Raw genomic sequence first — 14,672 nt, forward strand, 5'->3', positions numbered from 1 at the left:
AGAACGGGCCGGCCGCGGGACTCCCCGCGACCGGCCCGTTCGCCGTCGTCAGTGGCTGACGGCGCGCTCCGCGCCGGCACCCGTCATCGAGCGGACCTCCATCTCCGCCTGCTTGGCGTCGTCGTGGTCGCGCGAGGTGACCGAGCCGAGCCAGCCGAGGAAGAAGCCGAGCGGGACCGACACGATCGCCGGGTTGGACAGCGGGAACCAGTCGAAGTCGGCGCCCGCGATCATCGCCGTCTCACTGCCGGACACGACTGGCGAGAAGGCGATGAGGACGAGGGCGCTGATGAGCCCGCCGTAGATGCTCCACGTCGACCCGCGCGTGTTGAACCGCTTCCAGTACAGCGAGAAGAGGATCGAGGGCAGGTTCGCGCTCGCCGCGATCGCGAAGGCGAGCGAGACGAGGAAGGCGACGTTCTGCTCGGCCGCCAGGATCCCGCCGACGATCGAGATCGCCCCGATGACGACGGCGGTGCGCCGCGCCACCTTGACCTCCTTCTCGGGGGAGGCCTTGCCGTCCTTGAGCACGCCGTTGTAGACGTCGTGCGCGAAGGAGGCCGAGGCGGTGATCGTCAGGCCGGCGACCACGGCGAGGATCGTCGCGAAGGCGACGGCCGCGACGATGCCGAGGAGCAGCGTGCCGCCGAGCTCGTAGGCGAGCGCGGGCGCGGCGGCGTTGGAGCCGCCCGGGGCGTTGCGGATGGTGTCCGCACCCACGAGGTAGACCGCCGCGTAGCCGAGCACGAGCGTGCACAGGTAGAAGAAGCCGATGAGCGCGATCGCCCACACGACCGAGCTGCGCGCCTCCTTGGCGCTGGGCACCGTGTAGAAGCGCATGAGCACGTGCGGCAGGCCCGCCGCGCCGAAGACGAGCGCGATGGCCAGGGAGACGAAGCCGATCTTGCTCGTGTCCGAGGTCCCGTACTGGAGCATCGGCTCAAGGATGGCCCCGCCCTCGGGGTGGGCGTCGACCGCGCGGCCGAGCAGCGCGCTGAGGTTGAAGCCGTTGGAGGCCATGATCCACACGGTCATGATGCCGACGGCGGCGATGAGGAGCACCGCCTTGATGATCTGCACCCACGTGGTGCCCTTCATCCCGCCGATCATCACGTAGACGATCATGAGCGCGCCGACGATCGCGATGACGGCCGACTGCCCCGCCCTGCTGTCGACGCCGAGCAACAGCGAGACCAGCGCACCCGCGCCGGCCATCTGCGCGAGCAGATAGAAGAAGGTGATCGCCAGGGTGGAGGTCGCCGCGGCCGTGCGGACCGGCCGCTGCTTCATCCGGAAGCTGAGGACGTCGGCCATCGTGTACTTGCCGGTGTTGCGCAGCGGCTCGGCGACGAGCAACAGCGCCACGAGCCACGCGACGAGGAAGCCGACGGAGTAGAGCAGACCGTCGTAGCCGTAGAGGGCCACGGCGCCGACGATGCCGAGGAAGGACGCCGCGGAGAGGTAGTCGCCGGCGATCGCGACGCCGTTCTGGCGCCCGGAGAAGCTCCGACCGCCGTGGTAGAAGTCCCCGACCGACGTCGTCGTCCGCGACACCCGCACGACGATGACGAGGGTGACGGCGACGAAGACGAGGAAGATGCCGATGTTGAGCCACGGGTTGCCGACGTCCATCACAGGCCCCCTTCCAGCTCGGTGCGCAGCTTCGTGGCCACGGGGTCGAGCGACTTGTTCGCGTGGCGGATGTAGAGCCAGGTGATGAGGAAGGTGCTGACGAACTGGCCGAGGCCGAAGAGCAGGCCGATGTTGAGGTTGCCCAGCACCTCCCGGGACATGAGCTCCTCGGCGTAGGTGGACAGCAGCACGTAGGACAGGTACCAGACGAGGAACGCCGCCGTCATCGGGAAGGCGAACGCCCGGAAGCTGCTGCGCAGGCGGCGGAAGTCCGCCGACTCCTGCACGGTGCGGAACTCCGCGGCAGTGGGCTGCCGCAGGGCTCCTGGTCGATCGTGTGTCATTGTTCCCCCTTCTCGGTGACGCAGGTCACGACGGCGTGACCGCGGGCAACGTATCAGAGATCGTTTTCGACGCCGCACGACGGGCCACGTCCCCACCACCAGCGGACGAACGGTACATTCGAGGCGTGCCGATGTGATCCCGGCCATACGGGGGCACGGCGATGGCAACGAACAACGTCGTCCGGAGGAAACATGGTTGACCACACCAGCGCTGCGCCCGGCTCCGCCGAGGCAGGCGGCCTGGAGAACCTGCTCGTCGAGGAGCGCCGCTTCCCGCCGAGCCCCGAGTTCGCCGCCCAGGCGAACGCCACCGCGGAGCTCTACGACCGCACCGCGGAGGACCGCCTCGGCTTCTGGGCCGAGCAGGCCCGCGAGCTCCTCACCTGGTCCACGGACTTCACCGAGGTCCTCGACTGGTCCGAGGCGCCGCGCGCCCGCTGGTTCGGCGACGGCCGGCTCAATGCCGCCTACAACGCCGTCGACCGGCACGTCGAGGCCGGCAACGGGGACCGGGTGGCCATCCACTGGGAGGGCGAGCAGGGCGACACCCGCACGATCACCTACGCCGAGCTGCGCGACGAGGTGGCCCGCGCCGCCGCGGCCCTCGCCGAGCTCGGCGTGCAGACCGGTGACCGGGTGGCGATCTACCTGCCGATGATCCCCGAGGCGGTCGTCGCGATGCTCGCCTGTGCCCGCATCGGCGCACCGCACTCGGTCGTCTTCGGCGGCTTCTCCGCCGAGGCGCTGCACACGCGCATCAACGACGCCGCCGCGAAGGTCGTCATCACCGCCGACGGCGGCTACCGGCGCGGCAAGCCCAGCGCCCTCAAGCCCGCCGTCGACGACGCCCTCGCCTCCGGTGACACGCCGGTGGAGAAGGTCCTCGTCGTGCGCCGCACCGGCCAGGACGTCGCCTGGACCGAGGGCCGCGACGTGTGGTGGGACGATATCGTCACCCGCCAGGGCACCGACTTCGCGCCGGTCGAGGTGGAGGCCGAGCACCCGCTGTTCATCCTCTACACCTCCGGCACCACCGGGAAGCCCAAGGGCATCTTCCACACGACCGGCGGCTACCTCACCCAGTCCGCCTACACGCACCGCAACGTCTTCGACCTCAAGCCGGAGACCGACGTCTACTGGTGCACCGCCGACATCGGCTGGGTCACCGGCCACACCTACGTCACCTACGGGCCGCTCATCAACGGCGCCACCCAGGTGATGTACGAGGGCACGCCGGACACCCCGCACAAGGGCCGCTGGTGGGAGATCGTCGAGAAGTACAAGGTGACGATCCTCTACACCGCACCCACCGCGATCCGCACGTGCATGAAGTGGGGCGAGGAGGAGCCCGGCCGCTTCGACCTGTCCTCGCTGCGGGTGCTCGGCTCCGTCGGCGAGCCGATCAACCCCGAGGCGTGGGTCTGGTACCGCCGCGTCATCGGCGGGGACCGCACCCCGGTCGTGGACACCTGGTGGCAGACGGAGACGGGCGCGATCATGATCTCCCCGCTGCCCGGCGTCACCGAGGCCAAGCCCGGCTCGGCCCAGACCCCGCTGCCGGGCATCAGCGCCGAGGTCTACGACGAGACGGGCGAGCCGGTCCCCGCGGGGAGCGGCGGCTACCTCGTCCTCACCGAGCCGTGGCCGGCGATGCTGCGCGGCATCTGGGGGGACGAGCAGCGCTTCCACGACACCTACTGGTCACGCTTCCCCGGCATCTACTTCGCCGGTGACGGCGCCAAGAAGGACGACGACGGCGACCTGTGGGTCCTCGGGCGCGTCGACGACGTCATGAACGTGTCGGGCCACCGCCTGTCGACGACGGAGATCGAGTCCGCGCTCGTCTCCCACCCCACCGTGGCCGAGGCCGCCGTCGTCGGGGCCACCGACGACACGACCGGACAGGCCGTCGTCGCCTTCGTCATCCTGCGTGGCGAGGCGGCCGCCGCCGCCAGCGAGGCGAGCGCCGAGCAGCACATCGCCGAGCTGCGGGCGCACGTGGCCAAGGAGATCGGTCCGATCGCCAAGCCGCGCTCGATCCTCGTCGTCTCCGAGCTGCCCAAGACCCGGTCCGGCAAGATCATGCGCCGTCTCCTGCGCGACGTCGCGGAGAACCGCCAGGTCGGCGACGTGACGACCCTGGCCGACTCGACGGTCATGGACCAGATCACCGCCGGCATGCAGAAGTAGCCCGTCGAGCGTCTTCTCGGCGTCGAGAGCGGGGTTGTTCCTGGAACAGCCCCGCTCTCGGCGCGTTCTGGGGGCCGGATCGGGGGTCGTCTACGCTTCCCCCGTGGCGAGTGGACAGAGCGTGGTGTGGCAGGACGGACCGTGGGAGCACCGGTTCGTCCCGGCCAACGGTGCCCGCTTTCACGTCGTGCTCGCGGGGCCGGAGGCCGGTGAGCTGGTCGTCCTGCTCCACGGCTTCCCCCAGTTCTGGTGGGCCTGGCGCCACCAGCTGACGGCCCTGGCCGAGGCCGGCTACCGGGTCGCGGCGATGGACCTGCGCGGCTTCGGCGGCTCGGACAAGCCGCCGGGCGGGCACGCGACACCGGTGCTCACCGCCGACGTCGGCGGTGTGGTGCGCTCGCTCGGCCGGGAGCGGGCGGTCGTCGTCGGGCACGACTTCGGTGGGCTGCTCGCCTGGTCGATGCCGGTGCTCCAGCCGCGCGTCACCCGCGCCGTCGCCGTCCTCGCCTCCCCCCACCCGGTGCCGCTGCTGCGGCCGCGCAACCACCTCGGCGCGCGCGCCCGCGTCTTCCTCGCCCGCGCCCAGGTGCCCTGGTTCCCCGAGCAGGCGCTGCGCCGCGGTGACCTCGTCACCCGGCTGCTCACCGACTACTCCGCGCCCGGGCGGGTGCTGCCGCCCGAGGAGCTGGCTGCCTACCAGGCCGCCGTCCGACTGCCGTCGGTGGCCCACACGAGCCTCGAGCACCTGCGCTGGCTCGTGCGCTCCACCCCCCGGCCGGACGGTCGCCGTTACCTCGCGGCCATGGCCCAGCCCGTCACGGTGCCGGTGCTCAGCGTGCGCGGCGGTGCGGACCGGTTCGCCCCCGCCGCCGCCTTCGCGGCCGACCCGGCCCACGTACGGGGGCCGATGCGCACCGTCGTCCTCCCGGCCGCGGGCCACCTGCTGCCCGAGGAGGCCCCGGAGGCCGTCACCGGCCACCTCCTCGACTTCCTGGGCAGCCTCCCGGACTGATCAGTCCGGACGCCGCACGAGCGCCTCGGCCGCCTCGGGGTCGGTCTCGCCGACGCCGTAGCTCGGACACATGCCGCCGAGGACGCAGGCACCGCACGCGGGCCGGCGGGAGTGGCACACCCGGCGGCCGTGGAAGATCAGCCGGTGGCACAGCATCGTCCACCGCTCCTCGGGGACGAGCGCGGCGATGTCGCGCTCGACCTTGACCGCGTCCTTGTTCGTGGTCCACCCCAGCCGACGCGCCAGGCGCCCCACGTGGGTGTCCACCGTGATGCCTGGGACGCCGAAGGCGTTGCCGAGGACGACGTTCGCCGTCTTGCGGCCCACTCCGGGCAGCGTGACGAGCGCGTCGAGGTCCGCCGGCACCTCCCCGCCGTGCTCGGCGAGCAGTGCGGCCGCCAGCCCGCGCAGGGAGGTCGCCTTGGCGCGGAAGAAGCCGAGCGGCCGCAGCACCTCCTCGAGCTCGCCCTGCCCGGCGGCGGCCAGCTCGGCCGGTCCGGGCCAACGGCGGAACAGCGTCGGGGTCACCGAGTTCACCCGGACGTCGGTGGTCTGGGCGGACAGGACGGTGGCGACGAGCAGCTCGAAGGGGGAGGTGAAGTCGAGCTCGCAGCGGGCGTCGGGCCACTCCTCGGTGAGGACGTCGTCGACCTCGACGGCGGGGGCCGGGCCACGCTCGGCGAGCGGCAGGTCGGTGCTCACCGGCCCAGGTTACGGGCGGCAGGCCGCCCTCAGTGGCAGGATGGTCGCCAAGGGCTTCGGCCCGGCCGCCGACACCGACGTGAAAAGGACGCAAAACGTGGACGACTCCGCGATCAGCTCCGTGCCCCTCTTTGCCTCCCTCGACGACGACGCTCGAGCGGCCCTGCGCGAGGCCATGCACGAGGTGAGCCTGCGGCGCGGGGAGACGCTCTTCCACGAGGGCGACCCCGGCGACCGCCTCTTCCTCGTCATCGAGGGCAAGATCAAGCTCGGACACCGTTCCACGGACGGCCGGGAGAACCTCCTCGCCATCCTCGGCCCGGGCGAGCTCCTCGGCGAGCTCACCCTCTTCGAGCCCGGCGAGCGCACCGCGACGGCCACCGCCGTCGCCACCAGCCGCCTGCTCGAGCTGCAGCACGACCCCTTCATGCACCTGCTCGACACGCGCCCCGAGCTGGCCAAGCACATGCTCCGCGCCCTGGCCCACCGGCTGCGGCGGACCAACGAGGCGCTGGCGGACCTCGTCTTCTCCGACGTGCCCGGCCGCGTGGCCAAGGCGCTGCTCGACCTGTCGGTCCGCTTCGGCGAGCAGACCCCCGACGGCCTGCGGGTCGCCCACGACCTCACCCAGGAGGAGCTGGCCCAGCTCGTCGGCGCCTCCCGCGAGACCGTGAACAAGTCGCTGGCGGACTTCATCTCCCGCGGCTGGATCCGCCTCGAGGGCCGCGCGGTGCAGATCCTCGACCTCGAGCGCCTCAAGCGCCGCGCCCGCTGACCCGGCGCCCTACCCCCATACGCCGAGAGCGGAGTTGTTCCTCGGAACAACTCCGCTCTCGGCGTTTGTGTGCGCGTGTGGTTGTCAGCCGACGGCGAGGACGAGCTCGATCTCGACGGGCGCGTCCAGCGGAAGCGCACTGACCCCGACGGCGCTGCGGGCGTGGCGCCCGGCCTCACCGAAGATCTCCCCGAGCAGGTCCGAGGCGCCGTTGACGACGCCCGGCTGCCCGGTGAAGCCAGGGTCGCTGGCCACGTAGCCGACGACCTTGACCACCTGGACGACGGCGTCGAGGTTGCCGACCTTCGCCGCGACGGCGGCGAGCCCGTTGAGCGCCGCCACGCGCGCGAGCTCGGTGGCCCGCTCCGGCGGCACCAGCCCCTCGCCGTCGCCCACCTTGCCGGTGAGCGGCAGGGCGCCGTCGACCATGGGCAGCTGGCCCGAGGTCCACACGAGGTCGCCGTGGCGGACGGCGGGCACGTAGCTCGCGACGGGCGGCACGACCGGAGGCAGGGTCAGACCCAGCTCCTGCAGACGCCGCGCGATGCTCATGCCTTGGGCCGCTTGAGGTAGGCGACGGGGTTCTGCGTCGGCCCCGGTACCACCTGCACGAGCTCCCAGCCGTCGGCGCCCCACTGGTCGAGGATCGCCTTGGTGTTGTGGATGAGCAGAGGAATGGTCGCGTACTCCCAGGTCGTCATGGCGCCATCCTAGGCCTGCCGGATCTTCGCGAGGATGCGCGGAGCCCGGTCGGCACGCAGCTCGGCGATGATCTCGTCCTCCTCGTCCTGGAGCCGGTCGGCCCAGGAGCGCACCTCGGGGTAGCGGCGCAGCAGCGCCCGGCGCTCCCGCTCGGTGAGCCCGCCCCAGACGCCGAAGGTCACGTGCGCGTCGAGCGCGTCGGCCAGGCACTCCATCCGGACCGGACAGCGGAAGCACAGCTCGCGGGCGGCCCGCTGCGCCGCCCCGCGGACGAAGAGCTCGTCCGGCTCGATCCCCCGGCACGCGGCCCGCGCGGCCCACGTCTGGTCATCGTGAGTGCTCATGCCCCACCTCCTGCGTCCCACGGCATCGTTGCCGCTCGTGTGTGCCCCGACCGTAGACGTCTTAGCCCGGCCGTGGAAGGTCGATGGCGAAACCGTGACCTTTCCGAAATCGTCACATGTCACGCCTCGGATGTCCATAACCTGAGGGAAATCCGGTGATGTCCCCCACCGTGGTCCACTCTCGGAGGCACGCGCCGTACCCTGGAGCAATGGCCTCACGTCCTATGCCGCGCGGGCGCGCCGTCCGCCCCGTCCAGCTCGTCGCCATGATGGTCGCGTTCCTGCTCATCGCCGTGGCCGGTGGAGTGCTCACGGCCGGGCTGCTGCTGCCCGCCGTCGGCTCCGTCGGCGCGGTCGGCAACGCGACCACCGACCTCTTCGACGACATCCCCACCGAGCTGGAGATCGACGAGCCCTCGGAGCAGAGCGTCATGTTCGACGCCAACGGCAACGAGATGGCGGTCTTCTTCGCGGAGAACCGTGTGGTCGTCGGCTTCGAGGACATCTCCCAGCACGTCAAGGACGCGGTCGTCGCGATCGAGGACCACCGCTTCTACGACCACGGCGGCGTGGACCCCGAGGGCATCATGCGTGCCGTCGCCCGCAACCTCGGCGGCGGCGAGCTCGAGGGTGCCTCGACGCTGACGCAGCAGTACGTGAAGAACATCCAGGTCGAGGAGAGCCGGGTCAACAACGACCCCGAGCTGTACCGGGCCGCGACGGAGACCGAGGGCGCCGCGGGCATCGCCCGCAAGCTCCGCGAGGCACGCCTCGCCATCGCCCTGGAGCAGGTGCGGTCCAAGGACGAGATCCTCACCGGCTACCTCAACATCGCCCAGTTCGGCCCCTCCCAGTACGGGATCGAGGCCGCGGCGCACCACTACTTCAACAAGACGGCGGCCGAGCTCAACATCGGTGAGTCGGCCATGCTCGCCGGCATCACGCAGAACCCCGCGAAGTGGGACCCGGTGGGCAACCCCGAGAACGCCGAGCGACGCCGCAACACCGTGCTCGGCCGCATGCTCGCCGAGGGGTTCATCTCCCAGGCCGAGTACGACGAGGCCGTGGCGGTCCCCGTGCCGGACATGCTCAACGTCCAGGACACCCCCCGCGGCTGCGCCGTCGCCGGCAACGCCGCGTACTTCTGCCAGTACGTCGTCAACGAGATCCTCAACAACGAGGCCTACGGCGAGACCGTCGAGGACCGCCGTCAGCTGCTCAACCGCGGCGGCCTGGAGATCCACACGACGCTCGACCCCGCCAAGCAGGAGGCGGCCTTCGCGGCCGTCACCGGCTCGGTCCCGGTGGACGACCCGTCCGGTATTTCCATGGCGCTGTCCTCGATCGAGCCGGGCACCGGCCGGATCTACGCGATGGCGCAGAACACCCGCTACGGCGTCGCCAACGAGGCGGACCCGCGAGCCACCCAGGTCAACTACAACGTCGGCCAGTCGCACGGCGGCGGCACAGGCTTCCAGTCCGGCTCGACCTTCAAGGTCTTCACCCTCGTCCAGTGGCTCAAGGACGGCCACTCCCTCATGGACCGGGTGAACTCGGCCAACCGCGTCTTCCCGCGCGACACGTGGACGATCTCCTGCGACGACCCGGAGAACCCCGCGTTCCGTCCGCCGGGCAACTACGAGCCCAAGAACCTCGAGGGCTTCGGCGGCGGCGTCGAGACGGTCCTCGAGGCGACCCGAACGTCGATCAACACCTCGTTCGTCGTCATGGCCCAGCAGATGGACCTGTGCGACATCACCGACACCGCCGCGGACATGGGCGTGCGCACCGGGTCCGGGGCGCCCCTGCAGAGCAACCCGGCGATGGTGCTCGGCTCCAACACCGTGACCCCCCTGTCGATGGCCAACTCCTACGCGACCCTCGCGGCCGGCGGCGTCTACTGCGAGCCGGTCGCCATCACGCGGATGGTCGACCGCAACGGCGAGGAGATCGCCGTCCCGCCCTCGGACTGCCAGCGGGTGCTCGAGGAGGACGTCGTCAACGGCGTCAACCACGCTCTCCAGGCGGTCATGGGCCCCGAGTGGGACTCCACCGGCTCTCCCGCGCGCATCCCCCCGCGCCCCAGCGCGGGCAAGACGGGGACGGCGAACGACGACATGCACGCCTGGTTCATCGGCTTCGTCCCGCAGATGTCCACGGCCGTGTGGATGGGGCACGCCAACGCCGACGAGACGATGGGTGACGAGGTCATCAACGGCGTGTGGCGCAACCGCGTCTACGGCGGCCTCATCGCCGCACCGACGTGGAAGGCCTACATGCTGCCGGCCACCGAGGGCATGCCGATCGAGGAGTTCGCCTCCGCGAACAGCACCGTGGTCCGCGGCGAGTTCCTGCAGGTGCCGAGCATCGGCGGGCAGACCGTCGAGCAGGCCACCGCCACCCTCGAGGCCGCCGGCTTCAACGTGGCCATGGGCTACCCGGTGGACTCCGGCTGGCCGCAGGGCCTGGCCGTGGCGACCGTCCCCGAGGCGGGCAGCAGCGCCCGGCGTGGGGAGACGGTGACCATCTACACGAGCGGCGGACGTGACGTCGCCTCGCGGTCCGACGGCGAGCAGGGCGAGGAGAGCGCCGACGCCGGCGACGCTGACGGCGGCAACGACAACGGCGGCGCCGACGGCGGGGACGACGACTGACCGTGCTCGGGCGACTGGCGGGGGCTGCCGCGCTGTCCGCCGTCGGCGGCCTCGCCTGGGCCGTGACGGAGACGCGCCTGTTCACGGTGCGCACCCACGTGGTGCCGGTGCTCGCGCCGGGCAGCCGGCCGCTGCGGGTGCTGCACGTCTCTGACCTCCACCTCACCCCCGCGCAGCGGCTCAAGCGCGAGTGGGTGCGCCGGCTGGCCGAGCTGGAGCCGGACCTCGTCGTCTCCACCGGTGACAACCTCGCCCACCTCGAGGCGGTCCCGGCCGTGGAGCAGGCGCTGGGCGAGCTGCTCCAGGTGCCTGGCGTGTTCGTCCTGGGCTCCAACGACTTCTACGCCCCGCAGCCGAAGAACCCGGCGCGCTACCTCCTGCCGTCCTCCCGGCGGAGCGAGGCCAGTGAGAAGCCGCAGACGCTGCCCACGGACGAGCTCGTCGACGTCCTGTCCTCCGGCGGCTGGCTCGACCTCACCAACACCCGCGGCGCCCTCGAGGTGGCCGGGCAGCGGCTGTCCTTCGTCGGCGTCGACGACCCGCACCTCGAGCGGGACCGCTTCCCCGCCCCGGGCGGGGAGCGCGGCAGCCTGCACGTGGGTGTCTCCCACGCCCCGTACACGCGCGTGCTGGACCAGATGGTCGACGACGGCGCCGACGTGATCCTCGCCGGCCACACCCATGGGGGCCAGCTCCGGGTACCCGGTTACGGCGCGCTCGTGACGAACTGCGACCTCGACCGGGAGCGGGCCAGTGGCCTGCACGGGTGGCCCGGTCCGCGGCCCGACCGGCCCGGCGGGCAGGCGTCCGCGTGGCTCAACGTCTCCGCCGGGATGGGCACCTCCCCCTACACGCCGGTGCGCTTCGCCTGCCGGCCGGAGGTCAGCCTGCTCCAGCTCGTGGCCGCCGAGTAGCGACTTCGCTCACACGCGGGGGTGCCAGTTTCACTCCCGGGCAGGTGCTCCGCTATCCTGAACTGGCTTTACCGGGGTGTGGCGCAGCTTGGTAGCGCGCCTCGTTCGGGACGAGGAGGTCGTGGGTTCAAATCCCGCCACCCCGACCGGTAGAGGGCCCGGAACCGCAAGGTTCCGGGCCTTCGTCGTCCTGCGGCCAGGCTCAGCCGGCGATCCAGCCGTTGGGGCGGCACCCGTCCAGATGCAGGGTCTGCTGCAGCATGACCGGCGCCGGCTGCCCGGGGGCGGGGCAGGTGGCGTGGCCGTGGCCGAGCACGTGGCCGACCTCGTGGTTGACGAGGTAGTGGCGGTACTCCGCCACCGTGCCGCCCGCCGCGAGGAAGGGCTCGGCGCCCTGCGCCCAGCGCAGCGCGTTGAGGACGGCGAAGCCCTCCCGTCCGCAGGAGACGGCGCCACGGGTGGGCACCGGGGCGCACAGCCGGTCGGTGGTGGCGGGGGACGCGAGCGTGACGTCGACGTCCGCCTCGCCGTCGGTGCGCGCGAAGACGACCGAGCCGTCGTGCCCCCAGCCGCGGGGGTCGTTGAGCGTGTCCATCACCTGGCGGGCGAACTCGCGCCCGTCGACGCCCAGGCCGGTCTCGACCTCCACCCGCACCGTGACGACCCGCTCCGCCTCGTGGGGAGCGGGGTCGGTGCCGGTGACGGTGCGCAGGCGCCCGCCGGCGTCGGGGGGCACGTCTGTGCGCCACAGCCCGCCCTGCTCGGTGAGGAAGGTGAGCGTGGGCGCCTTGGCGGGCGGCTCCCAGTCGACGTCCGGCGCAGCACTGCCGCCGAGGACCTCGGGAGCCACCCACGGGTCGCCCACCTCGCCGGTGGGCACGGGCTCCGGCTCAGGTGAGGCGGCGGGGCTCAGCACGGTCGCGAGCGCCACGAGCGCGGTCGCGACCCCGGACGCGCGTCTCATCTCACCTCACTCGGGCGGCGGCGTCCCCGCCTCGCGCGGCCCCGTGGGCCGCTGCGACGCGGCGGACGTCGCCGGGGTGTCTCAGGCCTGCTCGGCCGCCTGGGCCTCGGCCACCTTCGCGCGGACGTCCTCCATGTCCAGGCCCTTGACCTGGTCGATGAGCTGCTCGAGCTGCGGGCCGGGCAGGGCGCCGGCCTGGGAGAAGACGAGCACGCCCTCACGGAAGGCCATGAGCGTGGGGATGGCGGTGATGCCGGCCTCGGCGGCGAGCTGCTGCTCCGCCTCGGTGTCGACCTTGGCGAAGACGATGTCCTCGTGCTTCTCGGAGGCCTTCTCGTAGACCGGTGCGAACTGCTTGCACGGACCGCACCAGTCGGCCCAGAAGTCGACGAGGACGATGTCGTTGTCGGTGATCGTCTGCTCGAGCGTGCTCGCGGTCACGTCGGTGGTTGCCATGCTCACTCCTGTGGAATCGGGGGCTGTCTGCGGGTCAACACGTGGCGCCGAGAACTATTCCGTCCCGCCGCCCGCGCGCGTGCCTACGCTGGGCGTATGTCGAGGTTGTCACGCTCCCGCGGCCCGCGCACGCGCGGCGCGCGCAGCACCGGCTGGCCGCCTCCCGTGTGGGAGCAGCGCTTCCGGGCACCGGAGGTCGAGGTCCCCGAGTGGGCGCGCGACGCGCCCGACCGTGCCTGCGTCGTCGCGACCGTCGACGGGCGCCCGCAGGTGCACTCGTGGGAGGCGCGCACCGGCCGCCTCGTGGCCGCGACCGACCGACCAGCCGGGACGACGGACGCGACGATCGACCCCGCCGGCCGGTGGCTGTGGTGGTTCGACGACACCGACGGCGACGAGTGGGGCACCTGGCGGCGCCAGCCCTTCGGCTCCCCACCCGGCCGGGCGGAGACCCCGCTGCCCCTGCGGCCGGGGTACCAGGCCGGCCTGCACCTCGCGCGGGACGGGACCGGCGTCGTCGGCCGCACCGACCCCGACGCCGGGACGACCATCCACCAGGTCTTCCTCGACTCGCCCACCGCGGCGCCCGTCCTCCTCTACGCGGGGGAGCACGACGCCGAGGCGGCGGCGCTGAGCGACGACGGCAACCTCCTCGCCGTCGGGCACGCGGAGGGCGGCGACCCGCGCCACCCGGGCCTGCGCGTGCTGTCGGCGGACACGGGCGCCACGGTGGCCGCGCTCGACGACGGACCCGGGCGCGGCCTGTGGGCGCTGGACTTCCCGCCGCTCCCCGGTGACTCCCGCCTCCTCGTCCTCCACGAGCGCACGGGCACGCCGCGGGCGGCGGTGTGGGACGTCCTCAGCGGTGCGTGGCGCGAGCTCGCCCTCGACGTCGACGGCGAGGTCGCCGACGCCACGTGGTACCCCTCCGGGGACGCCGTGCTGCTCGCCGTCGACCACCGTGCCCGCACCCGCCTGCACCGCCACGACCTGCGCACCGGCCGCAGCACCCTCGTCGGTCCCGCAGACGGGACGGTCGACGGCGCGACGGCCCGCCCTGACGGCGAGGTCTGGTACTCGTGGTCCTCGGCCGCCGAGCCGCCTAGCGTGCGCACGACGGCGACCGGCCGGGTGCTCCTCGCCCCGGTGGGGCCGCGTCCGCGTGCCTCCGTCGGAGTGCGCGACGTCGACGTGCCCGGCCCCGGCGGGAGCGTGCACGCGCTGCTGCGGGTGCCGGCGACGGGGACGGCACCGCACCCGGTCGTCGTCGACGTCCACGGCGGGCCGGCCGACCACCGCACCGACTCCTTCTCCCCCACCCTCGCCGCCTGGGTGGACCAGGGTTTCGCCGTCCTCAGCGTGAACTTCCGCGGCTCCACCGGCTACGGCACCCGGTGGCGCGACGCGATCGAGGGCGACGTGGGCCGGGCCGAGCTGGCGGACATCGCCGCCGTCCACGACCACCTCGTGGCCGAGGGGACGCTCGACCCGCGGCGCTCGGTGCTCGCCGGTGCGTCCTGGGGCGGCTACCTCACCCTCCTCGGGCTCGGCACCCAGCCGGAGCGGTGGGCGCTGGGGCTGGCGGACGTCCCCGTGGCGGACTACGTCGCCGCCTACGAGGACGAGCTGTCCACCCTCCAGGCCCTCGACCGTGCCCTCCTCGGCGGCTCACCGCAGGAGGCGCCCGAGGCCTGGGCCGCCGCCAGTCCGATCACCTACGTCGACCACGTCCGGGCGCCGGTGCTGCTGCTGGCCGGGCTCAATGATCCTCGCTGCCCGCTGCGCCAGGTGCAGCGCTACGCGGACGCGCTGCGGGAGCGGGGCGGGGTCGTCGAGCTCTACCAGTACGGCGGCGGGCACGGCTCGCTCGTCGTGGACGAGCGGCTGACCCAGATGCGCCTGCAGCTCGACTTCGTCAGCCGCCACCTCTCCCCCTGAACCGCCGAGTACGCACGAACGGTCACCAGCGGGCGCCTGCCGGCG

General features: G+C 72.5%; 14 protein-coding genes and 1 tRNA gene. 7 read left to right on the top strand and 8 right to left on the bottom strand.

Going from position 1 to position 14,672, the window contains the following annotated elements:
- Positions 1–48: 48 nt before the first annotated feature.
- Both AA0005_RS00630 and AA0005_RS00635 read right to left on the bottom strand, forming a co-directional pair.
- Complete coding sequence (locus AA0005_RS00630) at positions 49–1,632, bottom strand: cation acetate symporter (protein ID WP_413451509.1); 1,584 nt, start codon at positions 1,630–1,632, stop codon at positions 49–51.
- The gene (locus AA0005_RS00635) at positions 1,632–1,976 is read right to left on the bottom strand and encodes a DUF485 domain-containing protein (protein ID WP_413451510.1); all 345 of its coding nucleotides are present in this window, start codon (positions 1,974–1,976) and stop codon (positions 1,632–1,634) included. Before AA0005_RS00635 ends, AA0005_RS00630 begins: the two co-directional genes overlap by 1 nt.
- Positions 1,977–2,168: 192 nt before the next feature.
- On the opposite strand from AA0005_RS00635, the gene acs reads away from it, so the two are divergent.
- Both acs and AA0005_RS00645 read left to right on the top strand, forming a co-directional pair.
- The gene (gene acs / locus AA0005_RS00640) at positions 2,169–4,166 is read left to right on the top strand and encodes an acetate--CoA ligase (RefSeq protein ID WP_413451511.1); all 1,998 of its coding nucleotides are present in this window, start codon (positions 2,169–2,171) and stop codon (positions 4,164–4,166) included.
- A gap of 103 nt (positions 4,167–4,269) precedes the next feature.
- Positions 4,270–5,178, top strand: coding sequence for an alpha/beta fold hydrolase (locus tag AA0005_RS00645; RefSeq protein ID WP_413451512.1), 909 nt, complete (start codon positions 4,270–4,272; stop codon positions 5,176–5,178).
- On the opposite strand, the gene nth is transcribed toward AA0005_RS00645, so the two are convergent.
- Positions 5,179–5,880 carry an endonuclease III gene (gene nth, locus AA0005_RS00650; protein ID WP_413451513.1) on the bottom strand — a complete coding sequence of 234 codons (702 nt, stop codon included), beginning with the start codon at positions 5,878–5,880 and terminating at the stop codon, positions 5,179–5,181.
- A 40-nt stretch (positions 5,881–5,920) separates the two neighbouring features.
- Here nth and AA0005_RS00655 point away from each other — a divergent pair, with 40 nt between their 5' ends.
- A complete protein-coding gene (locus AA0005_RS00655; protein ID WP_413451514.1) occupies positions 5,921–6,655 on the top strand; it encodes a Crp/Fnr family transcriptional regulator in 735 nt (244 codons plus the stop codon).
- A gap of 84 nt (positions 6,656–6,739) precedes the next feature.
- Here AA0005_RS00655 and AA0005_RS00660 read toward each other — a convergent pair whose 3' ends face one another.
- The 3 genes from AA0005_RS00660 to AA0005_RS00670 are packed head-to-tail and all read right to left on the bottom strand — an operon-like array spanning position 6,740 to position 7,701.
- Positions 6,740–7,207: a RidA family protein gene (locus AA0005_RS00660; protein WP_413451515.1), complete on the bottom strand. Its 468-nt coding sequence runs from the start codon at positions 7,205–7,207 to the stop codon at positions 6,740–6,742.
- Positions 7,204–7,356, bottom strand: coding sequence for a DUF4177 domain-containing protein (locus tag AA0005_RS00665; protein ID WP_110851617.1), 153 nt, complete (start codon positions 7,354–7,356; stop codon positions 7,204–7,206). The genes AA0005_RS00660 and AA0005_RS00665 overlap by 4 nt, the downstream gene beginning before the upstream one ends.
- Positions 7,357–7,365: 9 nt before the next feature.
- The gene (locus tag AA0005_RS00670; protein ID WP_413451516.1) at positions 7,366–7,701 is read right to left on the bottom strand and encodes a WhiB family transcriptional regulator; all 336 of its coding nucleotides are present in this window, start codon (positions 7,699–7,701) and stop codon (positions 7,366–7,368) included.
- A gap of 209 nt (positions 7,702–7,910) precedes the next feature.
- On the opposite strand from AA0005_RS00670, the gene AA0005_RS00675 reads away from it, so the two are divergent.
- The 3 genes from AA0005_RS00675 to AA0005_RS00685 all read left to right on the top strand — a co-directional run bounded on the left by AA0005_RS00675 (position 7,911) and on the right by AA0005_RS00685 (position 11,415).
- On the top strand, positions 7,911–10,355 hold the full coding sequence (locus tag AA0005_RS00675; RefSeq protein WP_413451517.1) for a transglycosylase domain-containing protein: 2,445 nt from the start codon (positions 7,911–7,913) through the stop codon (positions 10,353–10,355).
- On the top strand, positions 10,352–11,269 hold the full coding sequence (locus AA0005_RS00680) for a metallophosphoesterase (RefSeq protein ID WP_413453127.1): 918 nt from the start codon (positions 10,352–10,354) through the stop codon (positions 11,267–11,269). The genes AA0005_RS00675 and AA0005_RS00680 overlap by 4 nt, the downstream gene beginning before the upstream one ends.
- 72 nt (positions 11,270–11,341) lie before the next feature.
- Positions 11,342–11,415: transfer RNA gene (locus tag AA0005_RS00685), tRNA-Pro, on the top strand.
- Positions 11,416–11,471: 56 nt separating this feature from the next.
- Here the strand turns inward: AA0005_RS00685 and AA0005_RS00690 are convergent.
- Together AA0005_RS00690 and trxA are read right to left on the bottom strand one after the other, a co-directional pair.
- On the bottom strand, positions 11,472–12,233 hold the full coding sequence (locus AA0005_RS00690; RefSeq protein ID WP_413451518.1) for a DUF3152 domain-containing protein: 762 nt from the start codon (positions 12,231–12,233) through the stop codon (positions 11,472–11,474).
- An 81-nt stretch (positions 12,234–12,314) separates the two neighbouring features.
- Positions 12,315–12,689, bottom strand: a complete 375-nt coding sequence (gene trxA, locus AA0005_RS00695) for a thioredoxin (protein WP_413451519.1) — start codon at positions 12,687–12,689, stop codon at positions 12,315–12,317.
- Positions 12,690–12,785: 96 nt separating this feature from the next.
- Between trxA and AA0005_RS00700 the strand changes: the two genes are divergently transcribed.
- Positions 12,786–14,627: a prolyl oligopeptidase family serine peptidase gene (locus tag AA0005_RS00700; RefSeq protein WP_413451520.1), complete on the top strand. Its 1,842-nt coding sequence runs from the start codon at positions 12,786–12,788 to the stop codon at positions 14,625–14,627.
- The last annotated feature ends 45 nt before the right edge of the window (positions 14,628–14,672 follow it).

This window comes from Georgenia phoenicis (assembly GCF_047302425.1).
Taxonomy (GTDB): Bacteria; Actinomycetota; Actinomycetes; order Actinomycetales; family Actinomycetaceae; genus Oceanitalea.

Coding starts and splice junctions, on each gene's coding strand:
- AA0005_RS00630 (WP_413451509.1), bottom strand. CDS start 1,632: ATGGACGTCGGCAACCCGTGGCTCAACATCGGCATCTTCCTCGTCTTC.
- AA0005_RS00635 (WP_413451510.1), bottom strand. CDS start 1,976: ATGACACACGATCGACCAGGAGCCCTGCGGCAGCCCACTGCCGCGGAG.
- acs (WP_413451511.1), top strand. CDS start 2,169: ATGGTTGACCACACCAGCGCTGCGCCCGGCTCCGCCGAGGCAGGCGGC.
- AA0005_RS00655 (WP_413451514.1), top strand. CDS start 5,921: ATGGTCGCCAAGGGCTTCGGCCCGGCCGCCGACACCGACGTGAAAAGG.
- AA0005_RS00660 (WP_413451515.1), bottom strand. CDS start 7,207: ATGAGCATCGCGCGGCGTCTGCAGGAGCTGGGTCTGACCCTGCCTCCG.
- AA0005_RS00665 (WP_110851617.1), bottom strand. CDS start 7,356: ATGACGACCTGGGAGTACGCGACCATTCCTCTGCTCATCCACAACACC.
- AA0005_RS00670 (WP_413451516.1), bottom strand. CDS start 7,701: ATGAGCACTCACGATGACCAGACGTGGGCCGCGCGGGCCGCGTGCCGG.
- AA0005_RS00675 (WP_413451517.1), top strand. CDS start 7,911: ATGGCCTCACGTCCTATGCCGCGCGGGCGCGCCGTCCGCCCCGTCCAG.
- AA0005_RS00690 (WP_413451518.1), bottom strand. CDS start 12,233: ATGAGACGCGCGTCCGGGGTCGCGACCGCGCTCGTGGCGCTCGCGACC.
- trxA (WP_413451519.1), bottom strand. CDS start 12,689: ATGGCAACCACCGACGTGACCGCGAGCACGCTCGAGCAGACGATCACC.
- AA0005_RS00700 (WP_413451520.1), top strand. CDS start 12,786: ATGTCGAGGTTGTCACGCTCCCGCGGCCCGCGCACGCGCGGCGCGCGC.